This is a genomic window from Termitidicoccus mucosus (assembly GCF_038725785.1).
In the GTDB taxonomy this organism is placed as follows: domain Bacteria; phylum Verrucomicrobiota; class Verrucomicrobiia; order Opitutales; family Opitutaceae; genus Termitidicoccus; species Termitidicoccus mucosus.
In genome coordinates, this window is record NZ_CP109796.1 from 1,610,296 (window position 1) to 1,631,036 (window position 20,741).

General features: G+C 64.1%; 14 protein-coding genes and 1 pseudogene. 4 read left to right on the forward strand and 11 right to left on the reverse strand.

Annotated features, from left to right (window positions below; genetic code table 11):
• Positions 1–85 precede the first annotated feature (85 nt).
• The 7 genes and pseudogenes from OH491_RS05375 to OH491_RS05405 all read right to left on the reverse strand — a co-directional run.
• Positions 86–1,292: pseudogene (locus OH491_RS05375) on the reverse strand (glycoside hydrolase family 2 protein); the annotation flags it as partial.
• A gap of 647 nt (positions 1,293–1,939) precedes the next feature.
• Positions 1,940–2,629: a response regulator gene (locus OH491_RS05380; protein ID WP_068771966.1), complete on the reverse strand. Its 690-nt coding sequence runs from the start codon at positions 2,627–2,629 to the stop codon at positions 1,940–1,942.
• On the reverse strand, positions 2,626–5,286 hold the full coding sequence (locus OH491_RS05385) for a sensor histidine kinase (protein ID WP_068771965.1): 2,661 nt from the start codon (positions 5,284–5,286) through the stop codon (positions 2,626–2,628). The genes OH491_RS05380 and OH491_RS05385 overlap by 4 nt, the downstream gene beginning before the upstream one ends.
• Positions 5,287–5,369: 83 nt before the next feature.
• The gene (gene kdpC, locus OH491_RS05390; protein WP_068771964.1) at positions 5,370–5,969 is read right to left on the reverse strand and encodes a K(+)-transporting ATPase subunit C; all 600 of its coding nucleotides are present in this window, start codon (positions 5,967–5,969) and stop codon (positions 5,370–5,372) included.
• Between the two features lie 19 nt (positions 5,970–5,988).
• Positions 5,989–8,031 (reverse strand): potassium-transporting ATPase subunit KdpB, encoded by a 2,043-nt coding sequence (gene kdpB, locus OH491_RS05395; protein WP_068771963.1) that lies wholly within the window; start codon positions 8,029–8,031, stop codon positions 5,989–5,991.
• 29 nt (positions 8,032–8,060) lie between these two features.
• The gene (kdpA, locus tag OH491_RS05400) at positions 8,061–9,875 is read right to left on the reverse strand and encodes a potassium-transporting ATPase subunit KdpA (protein ID WP_068771962.1); all 1,815 of its coding nucleotides are present in this window, start codon (positions 9,873–9,875) and stop codon (positions 8,061–8,063) included.
• Positions 9,876–9,884: 9 nt separating this feature from the next.
• Complete coding sequence (locus OH491_RS05405; protein WP_084442478.1) at positions 9,885–9,968, reverse strand: potassium-transporting ATPase subunit F; 84 nt, start codon at positions 9,966–9,968, stop codon at positions 9,885–9,887.
• A 264-nt stretch (positions 9,969–10,232) separates the two neighbouring features.
• On the opposite strand from OH491_RS05405, the gene OH491_RS05410 reads away from it, so the two are divergent.
• Positions 10,233–11,642, forward strand: coding sequence for a MipA/OmpV family protein (locus OH491_RS05410; protein WP_334319554.1), 1,410 nt, complete (start codon positions 10,233–10,235; stop codon positions 11,640–11,642).
• A gap of 108 nt (positions 11,643–11,750) precedes the next feature.
• Positions 11,751–13,397, forward strand: coding sequence for an alpha/beta hydrolase (locus OH491_RS05415; RefSeq protein ID WP_068771961.1), 1,647 nt, complete (start codon positions 11,751–11,753; stop codon positions 13,395–13,397).
• Positions 13,398–13,466: 69 nt separating this feature from the next.
• Here the strand turns inward: OH491_RS05415 and OH491_RS05420 are convergent, their stop codons facing one another.
• Together OH491_RS05420 and OH491_RS05425 are read right to left on the reverse strand one after the other, a co-directional pair.
• Complete coding sequence (locus tag OH491_RS05420; RefSeq protein WP_068772033.1) at positions 13,467–14,717, reverse strand: class I SAM-dependent rRNA methyltransferase; 1,251 nt, start codon at positions 14,715–14,717, stop codon at positions 13,467–13,469.
• Positions 14,718–14,824: 107 nt separating this feature from the next.
• Positions 14,825–14,950, reverse strand: a complete 126-nt coding sequence (locus OH491_RS05425) for a hypothetical protein (RefSeq protein ID WP_334319553.1) — start codon at positions 14,948–14,950, stop codon at positions 14,825–14,827.
• A 213-nt stretch (positions 14,951–15,163) separates the two neighbouring features.
• Between OH491_RS05425 and pabB the strand changes: the two genes are divergently transcribed.
• Together pabB and OH491_RS05435 are read left to right on the forward strand one after the other, a co-directional pair.
• Positions 15,164–16,585, forward strand: coding sequence for an aminodeoxychorismate synthase component I (gene pabB, locus OH491_RS05430; protein WP_084442475.1), 1,422 nt, complete (start codon positions 15,164–15,166; stop codon positions 16,583–16,585).
• Between the two features lie 262 nt (positions 16,586–16,847).
• A complete protein-coding gene (locus OH491_RS05435; RefSeq protein WP_068772032.1) occupies positions 16,848–18,638 on the forward strand; it encodes a peptide chain release factor 3 in 1,791 nt (596 codons plus the stop codon).
• A 232-nt stretch (positions 18,639–18,870) separates the two neighbouring features.
• Here the strand turns inward: OH491_RS05435 and OH491_RS05440 are convergent, their stop codons facing one another.
• Both OH491_RS05440 and OH491_RS05445 read right to left on the reverse strand, forming a co-directional pair.
• The gene (locus tag OH491_RS05440) at positions 18,871–19,227 is read right to left on the reverse strand and encodes a DUF3127 domain-containing protein (RefSeq protein ID WP_068771959.1); all 357 of its coding nucleotides are present in this window, start codon (positions 19,225–19,227) and stop codon (positions 18,871–18,873) included.
• Positions 19,228–19,576: 349 nt separating this feature from the next.
• A complete protein-coding gene (locus tag OH491_RS05445; RefSeq protein WP_068772031.1) occupies positions 19,577–20,644 on the reverse strand; it encodes a polyprenyl synthetase family protein in 1,068 nt (355 codons plus the stop codon).
• Between the last annotated feature and the right edge of the window lie 97 nt (positions 20,645–20,741).

The window sequence follows — 20,741 nt, forward strand, 5'->3', positions numbered from 1 at the left end:
CGAGAATACGGTAACCGGTCACGCCCCAGTCGCCGGTGGGAAACCCTGTCCACTCTTCGCGGACTTGCAGCTCGTTGCCGAAACTCCACATGATGACCGAGGGGTGGTTGCGGTCGCGCTTTATCCATTCGGCGACGGCAGCGGGCCAGAGCATCATCCACGGGATGCGCCCGCCGGCATACTGCTGCGACCATTTATCGAACAACTCGTCCACAATCAAAATGCCATGCTTGTCGGCGAGACGCAGGAACGACTCCGAGTAGGGATTGTGCGAGGTGCGGACATGATTAAAGCCGCTCGTAGGCGGCGCCCACCGCGCCCAAGTCATGGTGGTTGGCGATGCCCTTTAATATGATTTTCTTCCCGTTGAGCTTGAAACCGAAGCCGGGCGAAAACTCGATGTGGCGGATGCCGAAGGCTTCCGTCACGCGGTCAACAATTTTGCCGTCCAATGCCAGCGTGACCACCGCCGTGTATAAATGAGGCGTTTCGCACGACCATAATTGCGGCGTTTCGATATTCATCGCTGGGAGAGCGATCTCAACCGTCAGTTTCTTCGATTTTTTCGGGGCGGACTGGCGTGTCTCGGCGACCAGCCGCCCGCCGGGTGCGTATAGCTTCGCCTCGATGTCCACTTGCAGCTGCTTGCCGCGCAATCCCTCCACCTCGACCTGGACGCCGACTTCGGCGTTGCGCTCCGAGACCTCCGGCGTGGTTACAAAAACGCCATGCCGCGCGACGGCGATCTCATTTTTCACCAACAAATGCACATCGCGGTACAAACCGCCGCCGGTATACCAGCGCGAGTTGCCATCCATGCCGGTGTCGGCCCGCACGGCGATCACATTTTCACCTTCGTAATTTATATATTTAGTGATGTCGGCCTCAAAGCCAAGGTAGCCGTAATCCGTCCCGCCCACCCTGGTCCCGTTAAGCCAGACATCGCCCGTCAGCATGATGCCCTCGAAATCCAGCAGCACACGCTTGCCCCTCCAGTCCGGGTCGGCCCGGAACGATTTGCGATACCAGCCGGCGCCCATTTTTTTGAATCCGCGCGCGCCCCTGGCCGACTTTTCCCAAGGCTGCTCGATCTGGAAGTCATGCGGCAAATCAACCGCCCGCCAGTCCGAGTCATTGTATGCGGCGGCTTGCGCGCCCTCCACGTCGCCCGCGCGAAACTTCCATCCGAAATTAAACAGCAGGGAGCGGCGCGCATCCCCGGAATCCTCACCCGCAAACAGCGAGAACGCCGCCAGCAGGCCGATTGTTGTCATTATGATTCTTTTATACATGGCTGTTTATACGTGATTATATTTGATTGATGATTGTTGTTGCAGCGGCGATTGCGTGGGCCTGGACGGGCACCGGCTGTCAGCGGCGGCGCGCGGAATCCTCCAACTCCGGGTCGCACGCCGAAAATATCCGCGCCCGTGATGCGGGGCGCCGCGGGCGCGGACGGAGCGAGAATCTGGCGCCCCTCGCTTCGCGCGTCATATGCGCCTGCGACAGCGGCAGGCATCCACGCCGGGAGGACGGAGGCGATGGCGGCCAGAGGCGCGCAGAAGACAAACCGGGGAAAGAGCATGGTGCATTGTCTTAATATGCGCGCCCGCAACAACAAAATGAAGCGCGAGGTTACAGTCAGAACCTGCGCGATTATTTCGCGGCGGGACGCAGGAAATCGCGAAACCTTTGCGCGCCGTGGCAGAAGGAGTTTTTTCGTCATGCGGCAGGACGAGGTTGGGCTTGTTGGGCAGGGGGTTGAATCGGATTGGATTTGGAATCCATGCTATCGAAACCCGTGAAGCCGCCGCATCTCTAATAGTAGAGATTTTTGGCACGCGCCAATTTACGCTTCGCGCTCAAGAAGCAGCCCCTTTGCCTTGGGGCTGCCTCATCCAACTTTGCCCGTTGGTGGCAAGGGGACTAGGTCAGCGATTCATTCCACGAGGCGGTAGCCGATGCCGGCATCCGTTTTCAGGTGCTTGGGCACTTGCGGGTTCGCTTCGAGTTTCTGGCGCAGATGCGTCATGTGGACGCGCAGGTAGTGCGTGTTGTCCTCCGCCGACGGCCCCCAGACCTCGCGCAGGATTTGCCGGTGGATGACGACTTTTCCCCGGTGCCGGACCAATAGCCTGAGGAGCGCATATTCCTTGGCCGTGAGGTGCACCTCTTCCCCTCCACGGCGGACCAGCCGCGCGGCCAGGTCCACTTCGATGTCACCGAAACTCACCAGGGCTGATTCGTCGTTCGGCTGGGCGCGGCGCATGACGGCCCGCATGCGCGCCAGCAATTCCCGTCCGCTGAAAGGCTTGGTGAGATAGTCGTCGGCCCCGGCGTCCAGCGCATCGATCTTGTCGTCTTCGCCGGCCCGCACGGACAAGATCAGCACAGGGATGCGGCTCCATTCGCGGAGCCTCCTCAGCACCTCCACGCCCTTCATGTCGGGCAATCCCAAGTCCAGGATGATGCCGTCGGGCTGGCGGGCCACGGCTTCCTGCAGGCCGAGTTGCCCGGTCTCGGCCTCGAAAACCGTGTAGCCATCGCCACCCAAGGCCAGGCGAAGGAGGCGGCGGATCTGGATTTCATCGTCGATGACCAGCAGTTTCCGGGAAGCGGGAGCATTCATGCGGAAGGAGTCGGCTCAGGAGGATTGTTTGGCAGATAAATCGTGAAGACGGCCCCGCCGCCGGGATTCCCCCCGACCACAATCTCACCGCCTTGGGCGGCGATAAATCCACGCACGATTGACAAGCCGAGCCCAAGGCCGCCGGCATGCGCCGCGTCGCCGCGGGAGAATTTTCGGAACACCCGGTCCTTCATTTCGGGCGGGAGGCCGGGGCCGCGATCAGCCACCGTAAAAAACGCCGTCCCGGTTCCATGGTCCAGCCCCGCGGCCAGAAAAACCGGAGTCCGCGGCGGGGTGTGAAGCCCGGCATTGAGCAGGAGGTTGGCCAAGGCCTGCTCCGTGAGGGCAAAGTCCGCGCGGATGGGAGGCAGAGCGGGCGGAATCGAAATCTCAAGCGGGCGATCCGCGAGCGCATCACCCACGCTTTCGAGGGCGGCATTCACCATGTCGCTCATGTCGCACCAGTCGAGGCGCGGCTTGAGCGCGCCGCTTTCCAGGCGGGTCTGGTCGAGGAGATTTTCCACCAGACGGTTGAGCCGCCTCGCGGCCGTGCGTCCTTCGGTCACCAGGCTGTCCCGCAACTGCGCATCATCCAGCCCGGACAGATTTTCAAAGGCTCCGGTGATCACCGCCAGCGGCGTTCTCAACTCATGGGAAACGCTGTCGAGGAGGGTGCGGTGGAGTTTGTCGGATTCGGCCAGAAACTTCTCCCGCTCCCCGGCCTCGCGGAGACGCTCGCGTTCAACGCTAAGCGCCAGTTGTCGCGCAAACGCATCAAGCAAATCGCGCCGGGCCAGCGTGAGCTGTTCATTGGCCGCGACCACCACCGCGAGAACGCCGACCGACTGGTTTTCGCGCACCAGCGGCACGTAATAACCGGCGCTGCCCGGCAATGTATCCGTGAACCTGCCGGCAGAGCGCCGATGGCGGAATGCCCAGGACGCCACGCCGGCCTCCTTCTCGTCGAGGGAATACGAGCTGGCGGGATGAGGCGCGAGCTCGCCCCCGCCGTCCGGGACGAGCAGCAAGGCGGTCTTGGCGTCGAGCAATTCGTCAGTCTGGCGCAGCGCGGCGGACACGGCATCGTCCAAGGTCCGTGCCTCCGCCAGGGAACGCGTCAGGGTAAACAAGGCGACGGCCCGTTCCTCGCGCCGGCGTTCGTGCCGGGCCTGCGCCCGGATGCGGGAAGTCAACTGCCCCGCGACCAACGCCACGCCAAAGTAAGTGGCGAACAAGATGACGTTCTCGATGTTGCCGATTCGCAAGGCGTAGCTCGGCGGGATAAACAGGTAGTTCCAGGCAAAGGCGCTGAGCACGGCGGCCAGCAACACCGGCCAGCGTCCCACCCACAGCGGCAGGAATACAATGGCGAGAAGATAAACCAGACCGATCGCCTGGTAGTATTTTTCCGGCAGGAGCAGCCCGACCAGCGTAACCGCGGCCACGGCGGCCGCGGCCCAACCATATTCCGACGGACCGCTGAAGGCCGCCTCGATCCCCCGCCAGGTCGGGCGCCGGGATTGCTGCTCGGCCGGCACCACGTAAATGTCGATGTTGCCGCCCAGCCGGATCAATCGGTCCACCAGCGTGCCCCGGATGAGCTCGGACGGACGCCACCCGCGCGGTTTGCCAATCACGATTTGCGTGGCGTTGTGCTGCAACGCAAGCCGGACCAGGGCCGCCGCGATGTCCTCATCATGCGTCACCAGAACCTCCGCGCCCAGCTCGCGGGCCAAGGCCATGTTTTTGTCGAGCAAAGCCTGGGCGGCCGGGGAAAGAGGCCGCGACGATTCGATGTGGGCGGCGATCCACGAAGCCCCCTGCGCGGCGGCAAGCCGCCGGGTCCAGCGCACGAGCTGGGTCGAAAATGGACTCGGCCCCACGGCCACCAGCATGCGCTCGCCGCTGCGCCAGACGGTTTTTTTGACATGGCTGGAGCGCATCGAGCGCAACTGGCGCTCCACCCGCTCCGCGGTGAACCGAAGCGCCAGTTCACGCAAGGCGGCGAGGTGGGTGCTCTTGAAAAAGTTCTCGGCCGCCGCCGCCGCCTTCCCGCCGAGATAAACCTTTCCTTCGGACAGCCGTTCCCGCAATGCCTCTGGAGTGAGGTCGATCAACTCGATCTGGTCGGCGAGGTCCAGAAGCGAATCCGGCACGGTTTCGCGGATCGTTGCGCCGGTGATCTGCCGGACGGTATCGGCGCGGGATTCGACGTGCTGGATGTTGAGCGTCGTGAAGACATCAATGCCGGCATCGAGCAGCTCGATCACATCCTGGTAACGCTTCGCGTGGATCGAGCCCGGAGCGTTGGTGTGCGCCAGTTCATCCACCAGCACGAGCTGCGGTTTGCCCGCCAGGATGGCCTCAAGGTCCATCTCCTCCAAGTGAATGCCCCGGTGGATGATCTTTTTTCTCGGCACCATCGGCAGGTCCTTGAGCAGTGCCTCGGTCTCCGCGCGGCCGTGGGTCTCCACGACGCCCACGACCAGGTTCACCTTGTCCCGCAGTTCCTCATGCGCCGCTCGCAGCATCGCGTAGGTTTTGCCCACGCCGGGGCACATCCCGAAGAAAACCTTCAGGCGGCCCCGCTTGGCGCGCTCTTCCTCCTGCTTGAGGGAGGCGAGCAGCGCGTCCGGATCTGGATGCCGGTCAATCATTGGTCGGCAACATAAGGTGCCGGTCCGCCAGGCGAAGGCAAGACATGCCCGATCGGGGATGGCTCTCTGCGCGCCTCCCTGCTTCATGGCGTGGTCTCGTATGCAAGGGAGTCGAGCGCGCGGTTGAGCAGGAGGACGTTGACGCCAGGCTCGCCGAAGACGCCGAGAAAACGTCTGTCAGTATGCGCGGCGATCAATGCCCGAACCCTGTCGACGGGCAGGCCGCGCGCCTTGGCCACGCGCGCGGCCTGAAGGCTGGCATTGGCGGGGCTGATATGAGGATCGAGGCCGCTGGCCGATGCGGTCACGGCGTCAGCGGGAACCGGCGTGTCGGCGGACAGCTTGTTCTTGGCGCGGTAAGCTTCGACGTTGGCCTTGATGGCATCGGCGAGCTTCTGGCTGGTCGGCCCGAGATTCGTCCCGGAGGACAGGCCCGCATCGTAGCCGCCGCCGGCGGCTGAAGGGCGTGATTGGAAATAGCGATCGCCATTGAAGGATTGCCCGAGCAATTCCGAGCCGCGCACCGTGCCGTCGGCGTCCACGATCAGGCTGCCGTTGGCCTTGTGGCGAAAGAGAAGCTGGCCGCCCGCCCACACGGCGAGCGGATAGACGCCGCAAAGCACAAAGGCCAGAACCAGCGTCAGCAGCAGGGAACTTTTCAGCGAGGACAGGAATGTATTCATTTTTAAGATACTCGATTTCTCAGACGAGATGAAGGGCGTTGATCACGACATCGATCAGCTTGATGCCGGCGAAGGGGACCAGGATGCCGCCGAGCCCGTAGACGAGCAGGTTGCGGCGCAGCAGGGCGGTCGCGCCGACAGGGCGGTAAGCCACGCCTTTGAGCGCGAGCGGGATCAGCGCGACGATGACGAGCGCGTTGAAAATCACCGCGCTCAGGATGGCGCTGGGCGGAGAGCCCAGTCGCATGATGTTGAGCGGAGCGATCGCGGGAAAGGCCCCGATGAGCATGGCCGGGATGATGGCGAAGTATTTGGCGATGTCGTTGGCGATGCTGAAGGTGGTGAGCGAGCCGCGCGTGATGAGCATCTGTTTGCCGATTTCCACGATTTCCAGGAGCTTGGTCGGATTGGAATCGAGATCGACCATGTTGCCGGCCTCCTTGGCCGCCTGCGTGCCGGTGTTCATCGCGACGCCGACGTCGGCCTGGGCAAGCGCGGGCGCGTCGTTGGTGCCGTCGCCGGTCATGGCGACGAGATGTCCGTCGGCTTGTTCCTTGCGGATGCGGGCGAGTTTCATCTCCGGCGTCGCCTGGGCCAGGAAGTCGTCCACACCCGCCTCGGCCGCGATGGCGGCGGCGGTGAGCGGATTGTCCCCGGTGATCATGACCGTGCGGATGCCCATGGCGCGGAGCTGGGCGAAGCGTTCCTTGATGCCGCCTTTCACCACGTCCTTGAGAAAGATGACGCCGAGCACTTCGCGCCCTTCGGCCACGACCAACGGAGTGCCTCCCTGCCGGGAGATTTCCTCGACCGCGTTTGTGACCGCGCCGGGAAAGGTGCCATTTTCGGTTTCCACCCATTTTTTAATGCTGTCCGCCGCGCCTTTGCGGATCTGGCGGGCGGGCTGCCCGTCGCTGGCGGCGAAGTCCACGCCGCTCATGCGCGTCTGCGCGGTGAAGGGCACAAAGGTGGCGTGGGGCGAGGCGAGGTCGCGCCCGCGCAGGTTGAACTTTTCCTTCGCCAGCACGACGATGCTGCGGCCTTCGGGAGTCTCGTCGGCCAGCGAGGCAAGTTGCGCCGCATCGGCCAGACGGTCGCGCGCCACGCCGGGGGCGGCGATAAAATCCGCGGCATGGCGGTTGCCGAGGGTGATCGTGCCCGTCTTGTCGAGAAGGAGCACATCGATGTCGCCGGCGGCCTCCACCGCGCGTCCGCTGACGGCGAGCACATTGCGCTGCAAGAGACGGTCCATGCCGGCGATGCCGATGGCGCTGAGCAGGCCGCCGATGGTGGTGGGAATCAGGCAGACCAGAAGCGCGATAAGCGTCGTGGTCGAAAAGGCGGCATTGGAGTAGTCCCCAAACGGCTTGAGCGTGATGACGACGAGGAGGAACACAAAAGTGAGCGCGGAGAGCAGGATCGTGAGCGCGATCTCGTTGGGCGTCTTCTGGCGTTTTGCCCCTTCCACCAGGCCGATCATGTGGTCGAGAAAGCCTTCGCCCGGATTCGCGGTGATGCGGACGAGAAGCGTGTCGGAGAGCACGGTGGTGCCGCCGGTGACGGCGCTGCGGTCACCGCCGGCTTCACGTATCACGGGGGCTGATTCGCCGGTGATGGCGGATTCATCGACGGAAGCGGCGCCCTCTATCACTTCGCCGTCGCCGGGGATGAGTTCGCCGGCCTTGACGAGAACGATGTCGCCTTTGGATAGCGTGACGGCATCGACCGGCTCCAGGGAACCGTCCCGGCGGCGGCGTTGAGCGGTCATCTGCTTGCGTGTCGCCCGCAGGGCGCGGGCCTGGGCCTTGCCCCGGCCCTCGGCCACGGCCTCGGCGAAGTTCGCGAAGAGCACGGTGGACAGCAGCCAGAGGGCGATCTGGAGGACGTAGCCGAGAGGGTCCTTCGAGGTGAAGATCTGCTGGAAGCAAAGGAATGAACCGATCAGCGTGACGAACATCACCGGGTTCTTCAGTTGCAGGCGAGGATCCAGTTTTCTGACCGAGTCGATCACCGCCTGGCGAAAAATCGCCCGGTCGAAAAGGGAGATGGTTTTGGTGTTCATGGCAGGGAAAACGCTTGTTGTTGCCTGGATCAAAACAGGCGGCCGGCACCCATGAGGAAGTGTTCCGCGACGGGACCGACCGCGAGGGCCGGCAGATAGGTGAGCGCGCCGATGAGCAGCATTGTGCCGATCAAAAGACACACGAATGTGAGCCCCTCCGTCTTGAACGTGCCGGCGCTCGCCGGCACCGGCTTCTTGCCGGCGAGATTCCCGGCGATGGCCAATATCGGCACGATCATCAGGAAGCGCCCGAAGAGCATGGCGAGCCCGAGCGCCGTGTTGTAATGGGGATCGCCGTTGGCGGGGTTGGCCGTGAGCCCGGCAAACGCGCTGCCGTTGTTGCCGACCGCCGAACTGAACGCGTAGAGGATTTCCGCGAACCCGTGGGGCCCGGCGTTATTGAGGCCGGCCTGCCCCCACTCGCTCACGCTGGCCCACGCGGTGAAGCCGAGGAGCGGCGTGGCCAGCGCCATCAGCACGAGCACCGCCATCTTCACGTCGAACGCCTCGATTTTCTTGCCGAGATATTCGGGCGTGCGTCCGACCATCAGGCCGGCGATGAACACTGCCAGGATCGCGAACAGCAGGATGCCGTAGAGGCCTGCGCCCACGCCGCCGAAAATGACCTCGCCGGTCTGCATGTTGAACAGCGGCACCAGGCCTCCGATCGGGGTGAACGAGTCATGCATCGCGTTGACCGCGCCGCAGGAGGCCGCGGTCGTGATGGTCGCGAACAGAGCGGAGTTGAAGATGCCGAAGCGGATCTCCTTGCCCTCCATGTTGCCGTCAGCCGCGGCCACGCCGAGCGACTGGTGAATCGGGTTGCCCGAGGCCTCGGCTCCCCACGAAACCAGAACCCCGACGACAAACATCGCCGCCATCGCGGACCAGATGGCCCAGCCGTGCTTCTGGTTGTTGACCACGCGGCCGAAATAGTAGGTGAGCGCGCTGGGTATCGCGAAGATCGCCAGCATCTGGAAAAAATTCGAAAACGGCGTGGGGTTTTCGTAAGGATGCGCGGCATTGGCGTTGAAAAAGCCGCCGCCATTCGTGCCCAGCATCTTGATGGCGACTTGGGAGGCGACGGGGCCTTGGGCGATGATTTGGGTGTCGACGACCTTGTCCACCAACACGGGCGCTCCATTGGCCGCGGTGACGGCGGTGCCGTTTTCGTCGGTCTTCGGAATCTGGATCGCATGGGAATCCAGCGTCCTGGCCGTGACGTGGGGCTTGAAGTTCTGGATCATGCCCTGTGACACCAGGGCCAGCGCAAAGACAAGGCAGACCGGCAGCAGCAGGTAATAGGTGACGCGGACCGTATCCACCCAGAAATTACCGATGGTGCGGGCCGATTTCCTGGCGATGCCGCGGACCAGCGCGGCGGCTATGCCAATACCGACCGCCGCCGATGTGAAATTGTGAATGGCCAGCGCGACCATCTGCGAAAAATACGACATCGTCGATTCGCCGCCGTAGCTTTGCCAGTTGGTGTTGGTCGTGAAGCTCGCCGCCGTGTTGAACGCCAGATGAGCGGAGAGTCCCGGCATCCCCTGGGGGTTGAGCGGAAGAAAATGCTGGTATCTAAGAATAAAATACGTGAACAGCATGCCCGTCAGGCTGAACACGAGCACGGATACCGCGTAGCCGATCCAGCTCTGTTCCTGCTCCGGCTTGATGCCGCATATCCGATACGTCAGCCGCTCGAACGGCTTGACGGCCCGGTCGAGCCAGGTCTTGCCGTTCACGTCCAAAACCCGCGCGAGATACAGGCCCAAGGGTTTGGTCAGGAGGAGCAGCACCCCGAGAAAGAGCGCGAATTGAAGCCAGGCGTTGGTGTTGTTCATGGTATGGGCTCAAAATTTTTCCGGCCGGATGACGGCCGCGACCAGGTAAACCAAAGCCGCAACGGCGATAATGCTGACAAGGATGCTTTCCATAATCGTGGCAGGACGGGTTGAAAAAGGACTCAGCGGACCTTCTCGCAGAAGCGGGAGTAGGCGATGCAGAGGAGAAAAAAAGCCACCGTGGCGCCGACAAAAAACACGTCATTCATGAGGCCTGAAGTATGCCATGAGCGGCCTTGGGCGCCTAATTAAGAAGCGCCCCAAACCCATTAAGATAATGTTAAGACCGGCACCAAGAGTCTCGACGGGAAAGGCGTTCCGGATTCATCTTCCAAGCGCCGCCGAGCAATAAACTTCATGCCGATACATCCCGCCCAAACGCGAACACGCGCAGTCATCACGGCCCGTCGCGCCGGCAATATCATGCGCCGCGCCGCGCATCTCGCCATTCTTCCCATGGCAACCGGCCTCTTCGCCGGCGCTTCGTCCGGCGAAACCCGCCCGCCCCCGGACGTCGCGCCCGCACTCCAACCCGCGACCGCGCGGACCGAGCCCCGCTGGGGCGTGGGCATGGGCTTGCGCTATGCGGACGTGCCGTTTCGCGGCGGCGATGACACGGTGGCGGACATCGTGCCCCTCTTCTTTTTCGAAGGCAGGCACGTGTTCCTCCGCGGACTGGAGGGCGGCTTGCACGCCTGGACCTCCCCGCAAACCGAGATCAACCTCCTCGCCCGTTATCGTTTCTTCGACATTCCCAAGGGGCTGCAAAACGAAATCCGGCAGGATGCGCTCGATATGGGCGCGCAACTCCGCTGGCAATTCAAGCCGGGCTGGCGGCTGGACGGAGAGGTGCTGAGCGATGTGGACGGGCGCGTGCAAGGCATCGCCCGGCTGGGCGCCGTCATCGGGACGGCGGGCTGGCGTTTTCAGCCCGAGGCGGAATTGCGCGCCAAGACTGCCGCCTTCAACAGCAATTATTATGGAATCGGCGAATATGACGTGGATGCCGGCGCGGACCTGCGTTTCCGGCTGAAAATGCGCCGCCATGTTTACCGCAACCTTTACCTGATCGGCTCCGCGGAGGCCGCGTTTCTCGACCACGCCGCCCGCTCGAGCCCGGCGGTGAATGACCGCATGGAGTGGGAGGCGTTTCTCGGCGTGGGATTCTTCAACCGCCCGGTGACTCCCGCCGGCGAACCGCAGGCATTGTCCATCCGGCCCTATTGGCGGCTCTCGCAGGGCATCGGCACCGACGCCACCATCCTGGAGGCCATGACCGGCGAGGTGGCCGCCGGCGACAGGACCATCCGCATGACTTCGTTGTTTTACGGCTACCCGCTGGCCGAAAATTTCATGGGATTGCCGATCGAGGTATATCTCACGCCCGGCCTGGCGCATCACTACGCTTCATCCGCGCAGGACGCCGCCACCGAGTATGTGCTGGCGGTGAAATTCTACCACACCCTCCCGCTGCCATGGCGCGTGCGCCTCGGGTTTGCCGAAGGCATGTCCTACGCCGACTCGATCACTTATTACGAAGAAACCAGCCTCACGCGCAAGGGATACAGGACCAGCAGGCTGCTGAACTACCTGGATTTCTCGCTGGACGTGAGCCTCGGCGACATGACCAAACGAAACGGCCTTCGCGACTGGTGGCTGGGCGCGGGAATCCATCATCGGTCCGGCATTTTTGAAACCGCCTCGATGTTTGGCCGCATCAAGGGCGGGAGCAATTTCTCCACCGTTTACCTCCAGTGGTCCCCGTGAGCCGGGCGCGCATGAAAAAATCGGCCCTACCCCGCGTCTTTCGCCTCCGCAATCCCCGCCTTTCCTGCTTTCCTTTCCGACGAACCACTGGCCCAAGGACTTCTCTGCATGAAACGCAATCCGCTCATCCGGTTCTGGTATTCCCTGTCCGCCGCCGGACTTCCTCTCGGCACGCTGTTTTTCGCCGCCTCGCTGACGCCATCGCTGCTGCCGCGCACTTTCGTGACCCAAGGCGTCCTCGCGGGCTGCGCCTTCATCGCCGGCTATGGCATCGGCGCCCTGGCGTGCTGGCTCTGGGGTTACATGGAGCTGCGGGAGCCGCGCGGGCATATCCGTCGCGTCCTCAAATGGGTGTCCATCGCCGCAAGCACGCTCGTGGCCGTGATCTTTCTCTGGCGGGTGACCGGCTGGCAAAACTCGATTCTCGAATTGATGGAACTGGAGCCGGTTTCGAGCGCCCATCCGCCCAAAATCGCCCTGATCGCCCTGTTGACGGCCGCGATCCTGCTCGTGATCGGCCGGCTGTTCCGGATCGTGTTTCACTTCATTGCCGTCAGGGTGAACCGCTTTGTCCCGCGGCGGGTCGCGAATGTGATCGGCGCGGCCGCCGCGATTGCATTGTTCTGGTCAGTGATCGACGGCATCATTTTTCGCGGCCTGCTGCGGATGGCGGACTCCTCCTACCAGCAGTTCGACGAACTGATCGAGCCGGAACGCGTGCAGCCGACCGACCCGATGAAAACCGGCAGCAGCGCTTCCCTGCTCCAGTGGGAGGAACTCGGGCGCACCGGCCGCGCCTATGTTTCATCGGGGCCGGCGATCGAGGACTTGCGCGCGTTTTCCGGCGGCGCCGCGCGCGAGCCGATCCGCGTCTATGTCGGCCTGCGTTCCCGCGAAACCGCGCGGGAGCGCGCGCAACTGGCGCTCGAGGAATTGAAACGCGCCGGCGGTTTCTCGCGGTCGATCCTCATTGTCATAACCCCGACCGGCACGGGCTGGGTCGATCCGTCGGGGATCGACAGCGTCGAATATTTGCACGGAGGCGATGTCGCGAGCGTCGCCCTGCAATACTCTTATTTGTCCAGCCCGCTGTCGCTTTTCATCGAGCCCGACTACGGCGCCGAGGCCGCGCGCTGTCTTTTCTCGGAAGTTTACGGCTACTGGACGACGCTTCCCCGGGAAAGCCGCCCCAGGCTTTACCTGCACGGGCTCAGCCTTGGCGCGCTGAACTCGGAGCAATCCGCCGAGTTGTTCGAGTTGCTGGCCGATCCGCCGCACGGCGCGATGTGGAGCGGCCCGCCGTTCCTGAGCGAAGCCTGGCGCGCGCTGACGGAGGGGCGCGATCCATCGTCGCCGGCCTGGCTGCCCCGGTTTCGCGATGGCAGGTTTGCCCGCTTCATGAACCAAAACGGCTCGCCCGTTCCGGCCGACGCGCCTTGGGGTCCGATGCGAATCGTCTATCTCCAATACGCGAGCGACCCGATTGTGTTTTTTGAATACGACGTTTGCTGGAAAAAGCCGCGGTGGATGTCGATCCCGCGCGGACCGGACGTGTCACCGCAATTCACATGGTATCCGGTCGTGACCTTCCTCCAGCTCGCGCTGGATGTCGCGACCGCCTCTTCCTCGGCCATGGGCCACGGCCACGTGTATGCGCCCGAGCACTATCTCGACGCATGGATCGCCGTGACCGGCGACGCCGGCCGGTCTCCGCAGGAAATCGAGCGCATCAGGGCGCGCCTCTCCGCGCGGTGACACGCCATGCGCCGCCGCATGCGGACGCGCGTTTACGTTTGTCCGCCCGGCGCCGGGCGTCCGCCGCCCTCACTCCACGCGCAGGATGTAGCCGCGCAGGTATTCGCTTTCCGGCATCGTGACCAGCACCGGATGGTCGGCGGGCTGGTGGCAGAATTCCAGCACGCGCACGCGCCGCCGCGCGTCGGCGGCGGCCTCGGCGAGCACCTGGCGCAGCTCGGCGTCGTGCATGTGGTGCGAGCACGTGTAGGTCGCCAGGATGCCCCCGGGCGCGAGATGCTGCATGGCGCGGAGATTGATTTCCTTGTAGCCGCGAAGCGCGCCGTCGAGCGCGCTCTTCGATTTCGCGAAAGGCGGCGGATCGAGGACGATCAAATCCCAAGTGTCGGCGCGGCGCGCGGGATCGTTGAGAAAATCGAACACGTTGGCGGCGGCGAATTCGGCGCTCAGGCCGTTGCGCCCGGCATTGCGGCGGGCCTGCCCGATGGCGTCGTCGGCGCTGTCGAGGCCGAGTACGCTGGCCGCGCCGGCGCGGGCGCAGTGCAGCGCGAAGGGGCCCTGGTTGCAAAACGCGTCGAGCACGCGCCGCCCGCGCGCGTGGCGGGCGACGAGCCGGTGCTGCCCGCGCTGGTCGAGGTAGAAGCCGGTTTTCTGCCCGCCCTGCAAATCGAGCCAGTAGTCGATGCCGTCGATGCGCATCCAGCGCGGCTCCCACGGTTTTCCGGAAAACGTGCTGACTTCCATGTCGAGCCCCTCGAGGCGGCGGATGGTGGCGTCGTTGCGGAAAATGATTTCGCGCGGCGAGACGATCTCGGCGAGCAAACGCCCGAGGACGTCGCGGCGTTTTTCCATCGCGAGCGTCTGGATTTGCACGACGAGCGTGTCGCCGAACTGGTCCGCCACCACGCCGGGCAGGTCGTCGGATTCCGACCAGACGAGGCGCCGGGCGACGATGTCACCGGCGGCGGCTCCGCCGCCTTGCCCGTTTCCCGGGCCCTTTTCAGCGGACGCGACCGCGTCCATCTCGTCCCGCCGCGCCACGGCGCGCGCGATGGCGGCGCGCAGCCAAGTTTCGTCGAGCATGACGCGTTCGCGGGCAAGCCGGCGCCAGCAGATTTGCGAGCGACTGTTGTAGATGCCGCTGCCGAGCGCGCGCCCGGCGCGGTCGCGGCATTCCACCACTTCGCCGTCGTGCGCGGCCGGCAGGAGCGCCTCGACCTCGTTGGCGAACACCCACGGGTGTCCGGCGAGCGCGCGGGATTTCGCGTTGGGCTTCAGTTTCAGGCTGGCAAGAGCGGGTTCGGCGGAAGGTGCTGGCATGCGCGGCATCATCACGCCTTCGACGATGCGGAGAAGCAAAATCGCACGCGCAGCCCAACGAACGCACGGCCGGCAGGCTGACGCGCCTGCGCCTGTCCCGCCAAGACTTATGGATGCGGGTGCAGTTGCCCGTGTTCGTCTTCAAACCATTTCGGCTGCTTGCGAAACGAGCGGATCAACAGGTATGCGCCGGCCAGATAACAAAACGCCAGAAGTATGATCGCGGTGAGCATGGGGACTGATTTATTGGGTGTGTAACTAAAACCGGGGAGTGGCGATCATCGGTTGACGATCGTTACGAAACGGTAACATAGATTGAGAAAAAATCCACGGGGATTTGTAAAAAAAATTGCCGATACGCCCCGGCGCACTCCGAAGCTTGACGCCCAAGCGGTTCTGACAGTTTTCGCCACGTGCGCGGTTTCGAGAGACGCATTGCCACACCCATGTCCGCACCCATTATTCCATGCCTTCACACCTTGCCGCCCGGCTCCGCTCCTCCGCCGGAGCGGATTTTCGCCGCCCTGGCCCGGCAGCGGCGGCGCGGGCTGGTTTTTCTTGATGGAGCCTTGGAGATGAACGGATTGGGACGATTTTCCTACATCGCCTTCGAGCCGTTCGAGGTGCTCCGGAAAGGCGGGTGCGACGCCGGGCCTGAAAGTGCCGCCGGTTTCGATTCCGCCGGCGCGCTCCGCTCACTTTTTGAGAAACTGAATCGCCATCCCGTGGCGCGCCACCCGGCGCTGCCCTTCACGGGCGGGGCGGTCGGCTACATCGGCTACGAATGCGGCGCGCGACTGGAGCGTGTCCGCCCCGCCGCACCCGGCACGGCGGCGCTGCCGGAGCTGGCCTTTGCGTTTTATGACGGCGTCATCGTGCACGATCATGCGACCGGCGAAACCCACCTCGCAGCCCTGCCCTTGCCGCGCGCCGGAGGAGCGACTGCGGACGAAATCCTCGGGCGGCTGCGCGATGCCGTCGCCGCGGCTGCGCCGACGGCTCCCTCCGACGAAACGCCGCTCCCCCACCCCGCTCCTGCGTCGGCGCCCGTCTCCAATTTCTCCCGCGACGCCTACCTGTCCGCCATCGCCCGCATCAAGGACTACATCGCCGCCGGGGACGTTTATCAGGTCAACCTCGCCCAGCGTTTCACCGCGCCGCTCGCGCCCGGCGACACACCTGCCGCGCTCCACCTCAGACTGCGCGCGCGCAGCCCGGCGCCCTTCGCCGCGTATCTCGATTTTGGAGACCACCAGATCGTGAGCAGTTCCCCCGAGCGTTTTCTGCAAAAAAGCGGCCCGCGTCTCGAGACCCGTCCCATCAAAGGCACCCGCCCGCGCGGCGACACGCCCGCCGGGGACGCCCGCCTCGCCGCCGAACTCGTCGCCAGCGCAAAGGACTGCGCCGAGCTTCTCATGATTGTGGACCTCATGCGCAACGACCTCGGACGCGTCTGCGCGCCCGGCACGGTGCGCGTTGACGATCCGCGCCGCCTCGAAACGCACCCGACCGTCCACCACCTCGTCGCCACCATCAGCGGCCGCCTTGCACCCGGCCGCGGCCTCCCCGACGCGCTCCTCGCCGCGCTGCCCGGCGGCTCCATCACCGGCGCGCCGAAAATCCGCGCCATGCAGATCATCGCCGAACTGGAGCCGCACCGCCGCCACGTTTACACCGGCGCGCTCGGCTGGCTCGGTTTCAACGGCGACGCCGACCTTGCCGTCGCCATCCGCACCCTCGCCTGCGCGGACGGCGAAGCCTGCTACCACGTCGGCGGCGGCATCACCTGGGACTCCGACCCCGCCGCCGAATACGAGGAAACCCTCGCCAAAGGCCGCGCCATGCAAGCCGCGCTGACCGCCCGCTAAAAAATTCAATCCCTTGCACGGTTCCATCCGTGCCCATGTGATTAAAAGCCCTCTTGAAACAACCATCGAAAAGACTCCGGACATGACGCGGAAACGACGGTTCAAGAAAGGGCGTTTCTTCGCTCCCTTCGTTGCCTTCCGTGCAAATTTTTATCGTCCCCCGCTCCGAGTCCGCTACTTTTTTCCCTTTTCCGTTTCCGTTCCGCATCGCGCCATTTTCTTCTTTCATTCCGAAATCCGCATTCCGCACTCCGCATTTTCCATGTCTCCCGCCGCCGAAATCGCCCGCCGACGCACCTTTGCCATCATCTCGCACCCCGACGCCGGCAAAACCACCCTCACGGAAAAATTCCTCCTCTACGGCAACGCCATCCACCTCGCCGGCACCGTCACCGCGCGCAAAAACCAGCGCGCCACCACCTCCGACTGGATGGAACTCGAAAAGCAGCGCGGCATCTCCGTCTCCTCCACCGTCCTCCAGTTCGACTACGCCGGCTGCGCCGTCAACCTCCTCGACACCCCCGGCCACAAGGACTTTTCCGAGGACACCTACCGCGTGCTCACCGCCGTGGACGCCGCGCTCATGGTCATCGACGCCGGACGCGGCGTGCAGCCGCAGACCCGCAAGCTCTTCGAAGTCTGCCGCCGCCGCGGCATCCCCATCTTCACCTTCATGAACAAGTGCGACCGCCCCACGCTGAACGCCCTCGCACTCATCGACGAACTCGAAAGCGTCCTCGGCCTCGCCGCCGCCCCCGTCATCTGGCCGCTCGGCAACGGCCCCACCTTCCGCGGCGTGTTCGACCGCCGCGCCCGCGCCGTCCACCTCTTCGAGCGCGTCCCCGGTGGCGCCTACGAGGCCCCGGTCAACATCACCGACCTCAACGCCCCCATCGTCCGCGACCGCCTCGATGACTACACCTTCAACGAAGTCACCGAGCAGCTCGAAATGCTCGACGGCGCCGGCCACCCGCTCGACCTCGCCGCCGTCCACGCCGGACAGCAGACGCCGGTCTATTTCGGCTCCGCGATCAACAACTTCGGCATTCAGCTCCTCCTCGACGGATTTCTCAGCGATTCCGTCCCGCCGCAGCCGAGGCGCAACGCCTCGGCTGCGGCGAAGTATCAAGTGACAAGTAATACAAGTAACAAGAATCTGGATACAGCCGATGCCGCCTCCAGCCGCGCCAGCGGCCCCGTCGCAACCGGCGGCGGCGAAGCCGCGGACTCCCTTGATACTTGCCACTTGCCACTTGCTACTTCTTCTTCCGCGCCCCTTGCCACTTCGCCCAGCGCCCTGGTCCCCTTGGAATACCCCAAGTTCTCCGGTTTCATTTTCAAAATCCAAGCCAACATGGACCCCAAGCACCGCGACCGCATCGCCTTCCTCCGCGTATGCTCGGGCAAGTTCACCCGCGACATGGTGGTCACGCACCAGCGCACCGGCAAAAACGTCCGCCTCTCCTCTTCGCACAAACTCTTCGGTCAGGAACGCGAGACCGTTGACGAAGCCTGGCCCGGCGACGTCATCGGCCTGGTCGGCCACGACGCTTTCGGCATCGGCGACACGCTCACCGAGGACCGCGGCATCGCCTACGACGAAATCCCGCGCTTCCCGCCCGAGGTCTTCGCCTACCTTTCCAACCCGGCCTCCTCCGATGCGAAAAAATACCGCGCCGGCCTCGAACAACTCCTGCAGGAAGGCGTCGTGCAATCCTTCAACGTCCGCCACGCCCCGCCCGGCGCGACGCTCCTCGCCGCCGTCGGCCCGCTGCAATTCGAGGTCGTGCAATGGCGCCTCAAGTCCGAATACAACGCCGAGTCGCGCCTCGAATCCGCGCCGTGGACGCTCCTGAAATGGCTGGAGCCGCACCCGGCGCTGGCGAACCCGTCGGCCATCATCGTGGCCAGCGGCGTGAGCTTCGGCACCGACAAGTTCGGCCACCCCGTCGTCCTCTTCCCCAACGAGTGGACGATGGCCTATTTCAAAGAGAAAAACCCCGAACTCATCCCGCACGACCTGCCGCTGGAACAGGTGCAGACCGCGAAATGACAGGCCTTTTCGGAAACAGCCAAACAAACGGAAGCGTGGATTGAGTGGCACGGGCGTCCCGCCCGTGGACGGCGCTCCGCGCCGCCCCCCGGACACATGGGCGGGGGCGCCCATGCCACGCAATCCCTCGGGCCGTCCGCGTAACCTCCGTTAACAAAGTAGAAAAAACCAGTGCCACCGAGATCCTCGTGACCGACACACGGAAGTTCGCCGAGGCCCCGCAACACGCCCCTCAAAACGGCACGTCGTCGCCTTTGATCGTTTCGCCCGGTTCTTCGGGGAGAGGGGCGCCGTCGTCTTCCGGCGGCGCGGCCTCGGACGCGCCGTCAAGTCGCTCGATTTTCCACGCGTTGAGATTCACATAGTAATTCTCCTTCCACTCGCGGCCGCGCAGATCGAAAAAGACCTTGGCCTTGTCGCCGGGATTGAGGGAGGCGAGGAGGCTGACCTTGTCCTTCACGCACTCGAACTTGATGTCCTGCGGAAAGCGGCCGGATTCGATGGTCAGCACAAACTCACGCTTGTTGAACCCGCTGCCGAAGGTCTGCTCGTCGAAGATTTTTTTGATGGTGCCGGTGATCTCAAACATACGGTTGATAATGAACACAACATGGAGTGCGTAGCCAGCCTTCCTTCACCAGAGAGATGCTTCCAAGGTCACTGACTAGCAGACTATTTCTTTGGTGCGGCATCAAGGATGCGAAAAAATCTGATGTCGATTATCTGGCTTATGCGGGATACGAGGAGTCCGCCGCACTGGAACACCATCCAAATTTTGCTGTTTAGCCGGCCGCGCCGAGTTGGGCGTCAATCTTTTGGCGGGATTGTTGTTCAGGAGTGGCAGGCACGAGAAATACAAAACGGGAGGAAGGCAAAATTTCCGGGTGCCTTCAACTCCAAGTTTGCGGCGTCTTCCGCCATGCATGCGGCTTATGCGCTCAAGAAGCCTCTGCCGGCCTCAATCCGCCGACCTGTCCACGCAGCACTTCGCACAGGCGTCCGAGCAGCGCCGCCGCTGACTGGTCGGCATGCGGCGCGAGTTCCTGCTCCGCCGCGCGCAGTTCGTCCTCGACCGCGTCGGCCACCGCCGGAAACACGCCCAACTCCGCCATCTGGCGCAATCGCAGCGCCGGTTGCGGTTCGCGTTCGTGCAGGATTTCCGCCAACAACTCCGACCGGCCGCCCGCGCCGTTCGCTCCGCCCGCCGACAGCCGGTCGAGGAGCACGAGCAGCGGAAGCGTGATTTTTCCGCTGGCCAGGTCGGTGCCGAGGGTCTTGCCGATGCGGTGCTCGTCGCCGAAGAAATCCGCGAGGTCGTCGTAAATCTGGTAGGCCACGCCGAGCCGCCGGCCGAACTCCGCCGCCGCCGCGACGAACTCCGGCGCGCCGCCCGCCAGCCGCGCGCCGAGGAAGCACGAGAGCCGGAAAAGTTCCGCCGTTTTCAGGTCGATGATGCGGCGGTAATCGGCGTGCGAGATGTTGGCCGAGCCGCGGCGCAGTGTCTGCACAATCTCGCCCGCGCAGACTTTTTTCATCGAGTCGGCCACGGCCGCGCAGACCTCGGTGGTGGGAAATTGCGTCGAAAGCTTGAGCGCGTGCGAGAAGAGCGCGTCGCCCAGCAGCACCGACGCCTCCGGCCCGTATTCGCGCGCGGCGGTGCTGCGGTTCCGCCGCACCAGCGCGCCGTCCATGATGTCGTCGTGCACCAGCGTCGCCAGATGCACCAACTCGACCACGGCGGCCACGCGCACCAGCTCCGCCGAGGGCCCGCGCTCCGCGTCGGCGTCGCCCGTCCAGCCGCCCAGAAACACCAGCGACGGCCGGATGCGCTTGCCCGACGTGTCGATGCAGTAGTCCGCCAGGTCGCGAATCTCCGGTTCGAACGCCGCCAGTTGCTCGCGCAGATAAACGTCGAGCCGCGCCATGTGCGTCTTGAGCAGGGCAAACACGCTCGCAAAGGAGGGCGGCAGTGCGCGTTCGGTCGTGGATGATTTGCTGTCTGGCATGGGTCGAAAAAACTCGGCGGCTTGCCGGTAGCCGGACATTAAGCGATGTAAAGACGGCCAAACACCACACTTTTTTCCAGCCACGCTCCCTTCCTGC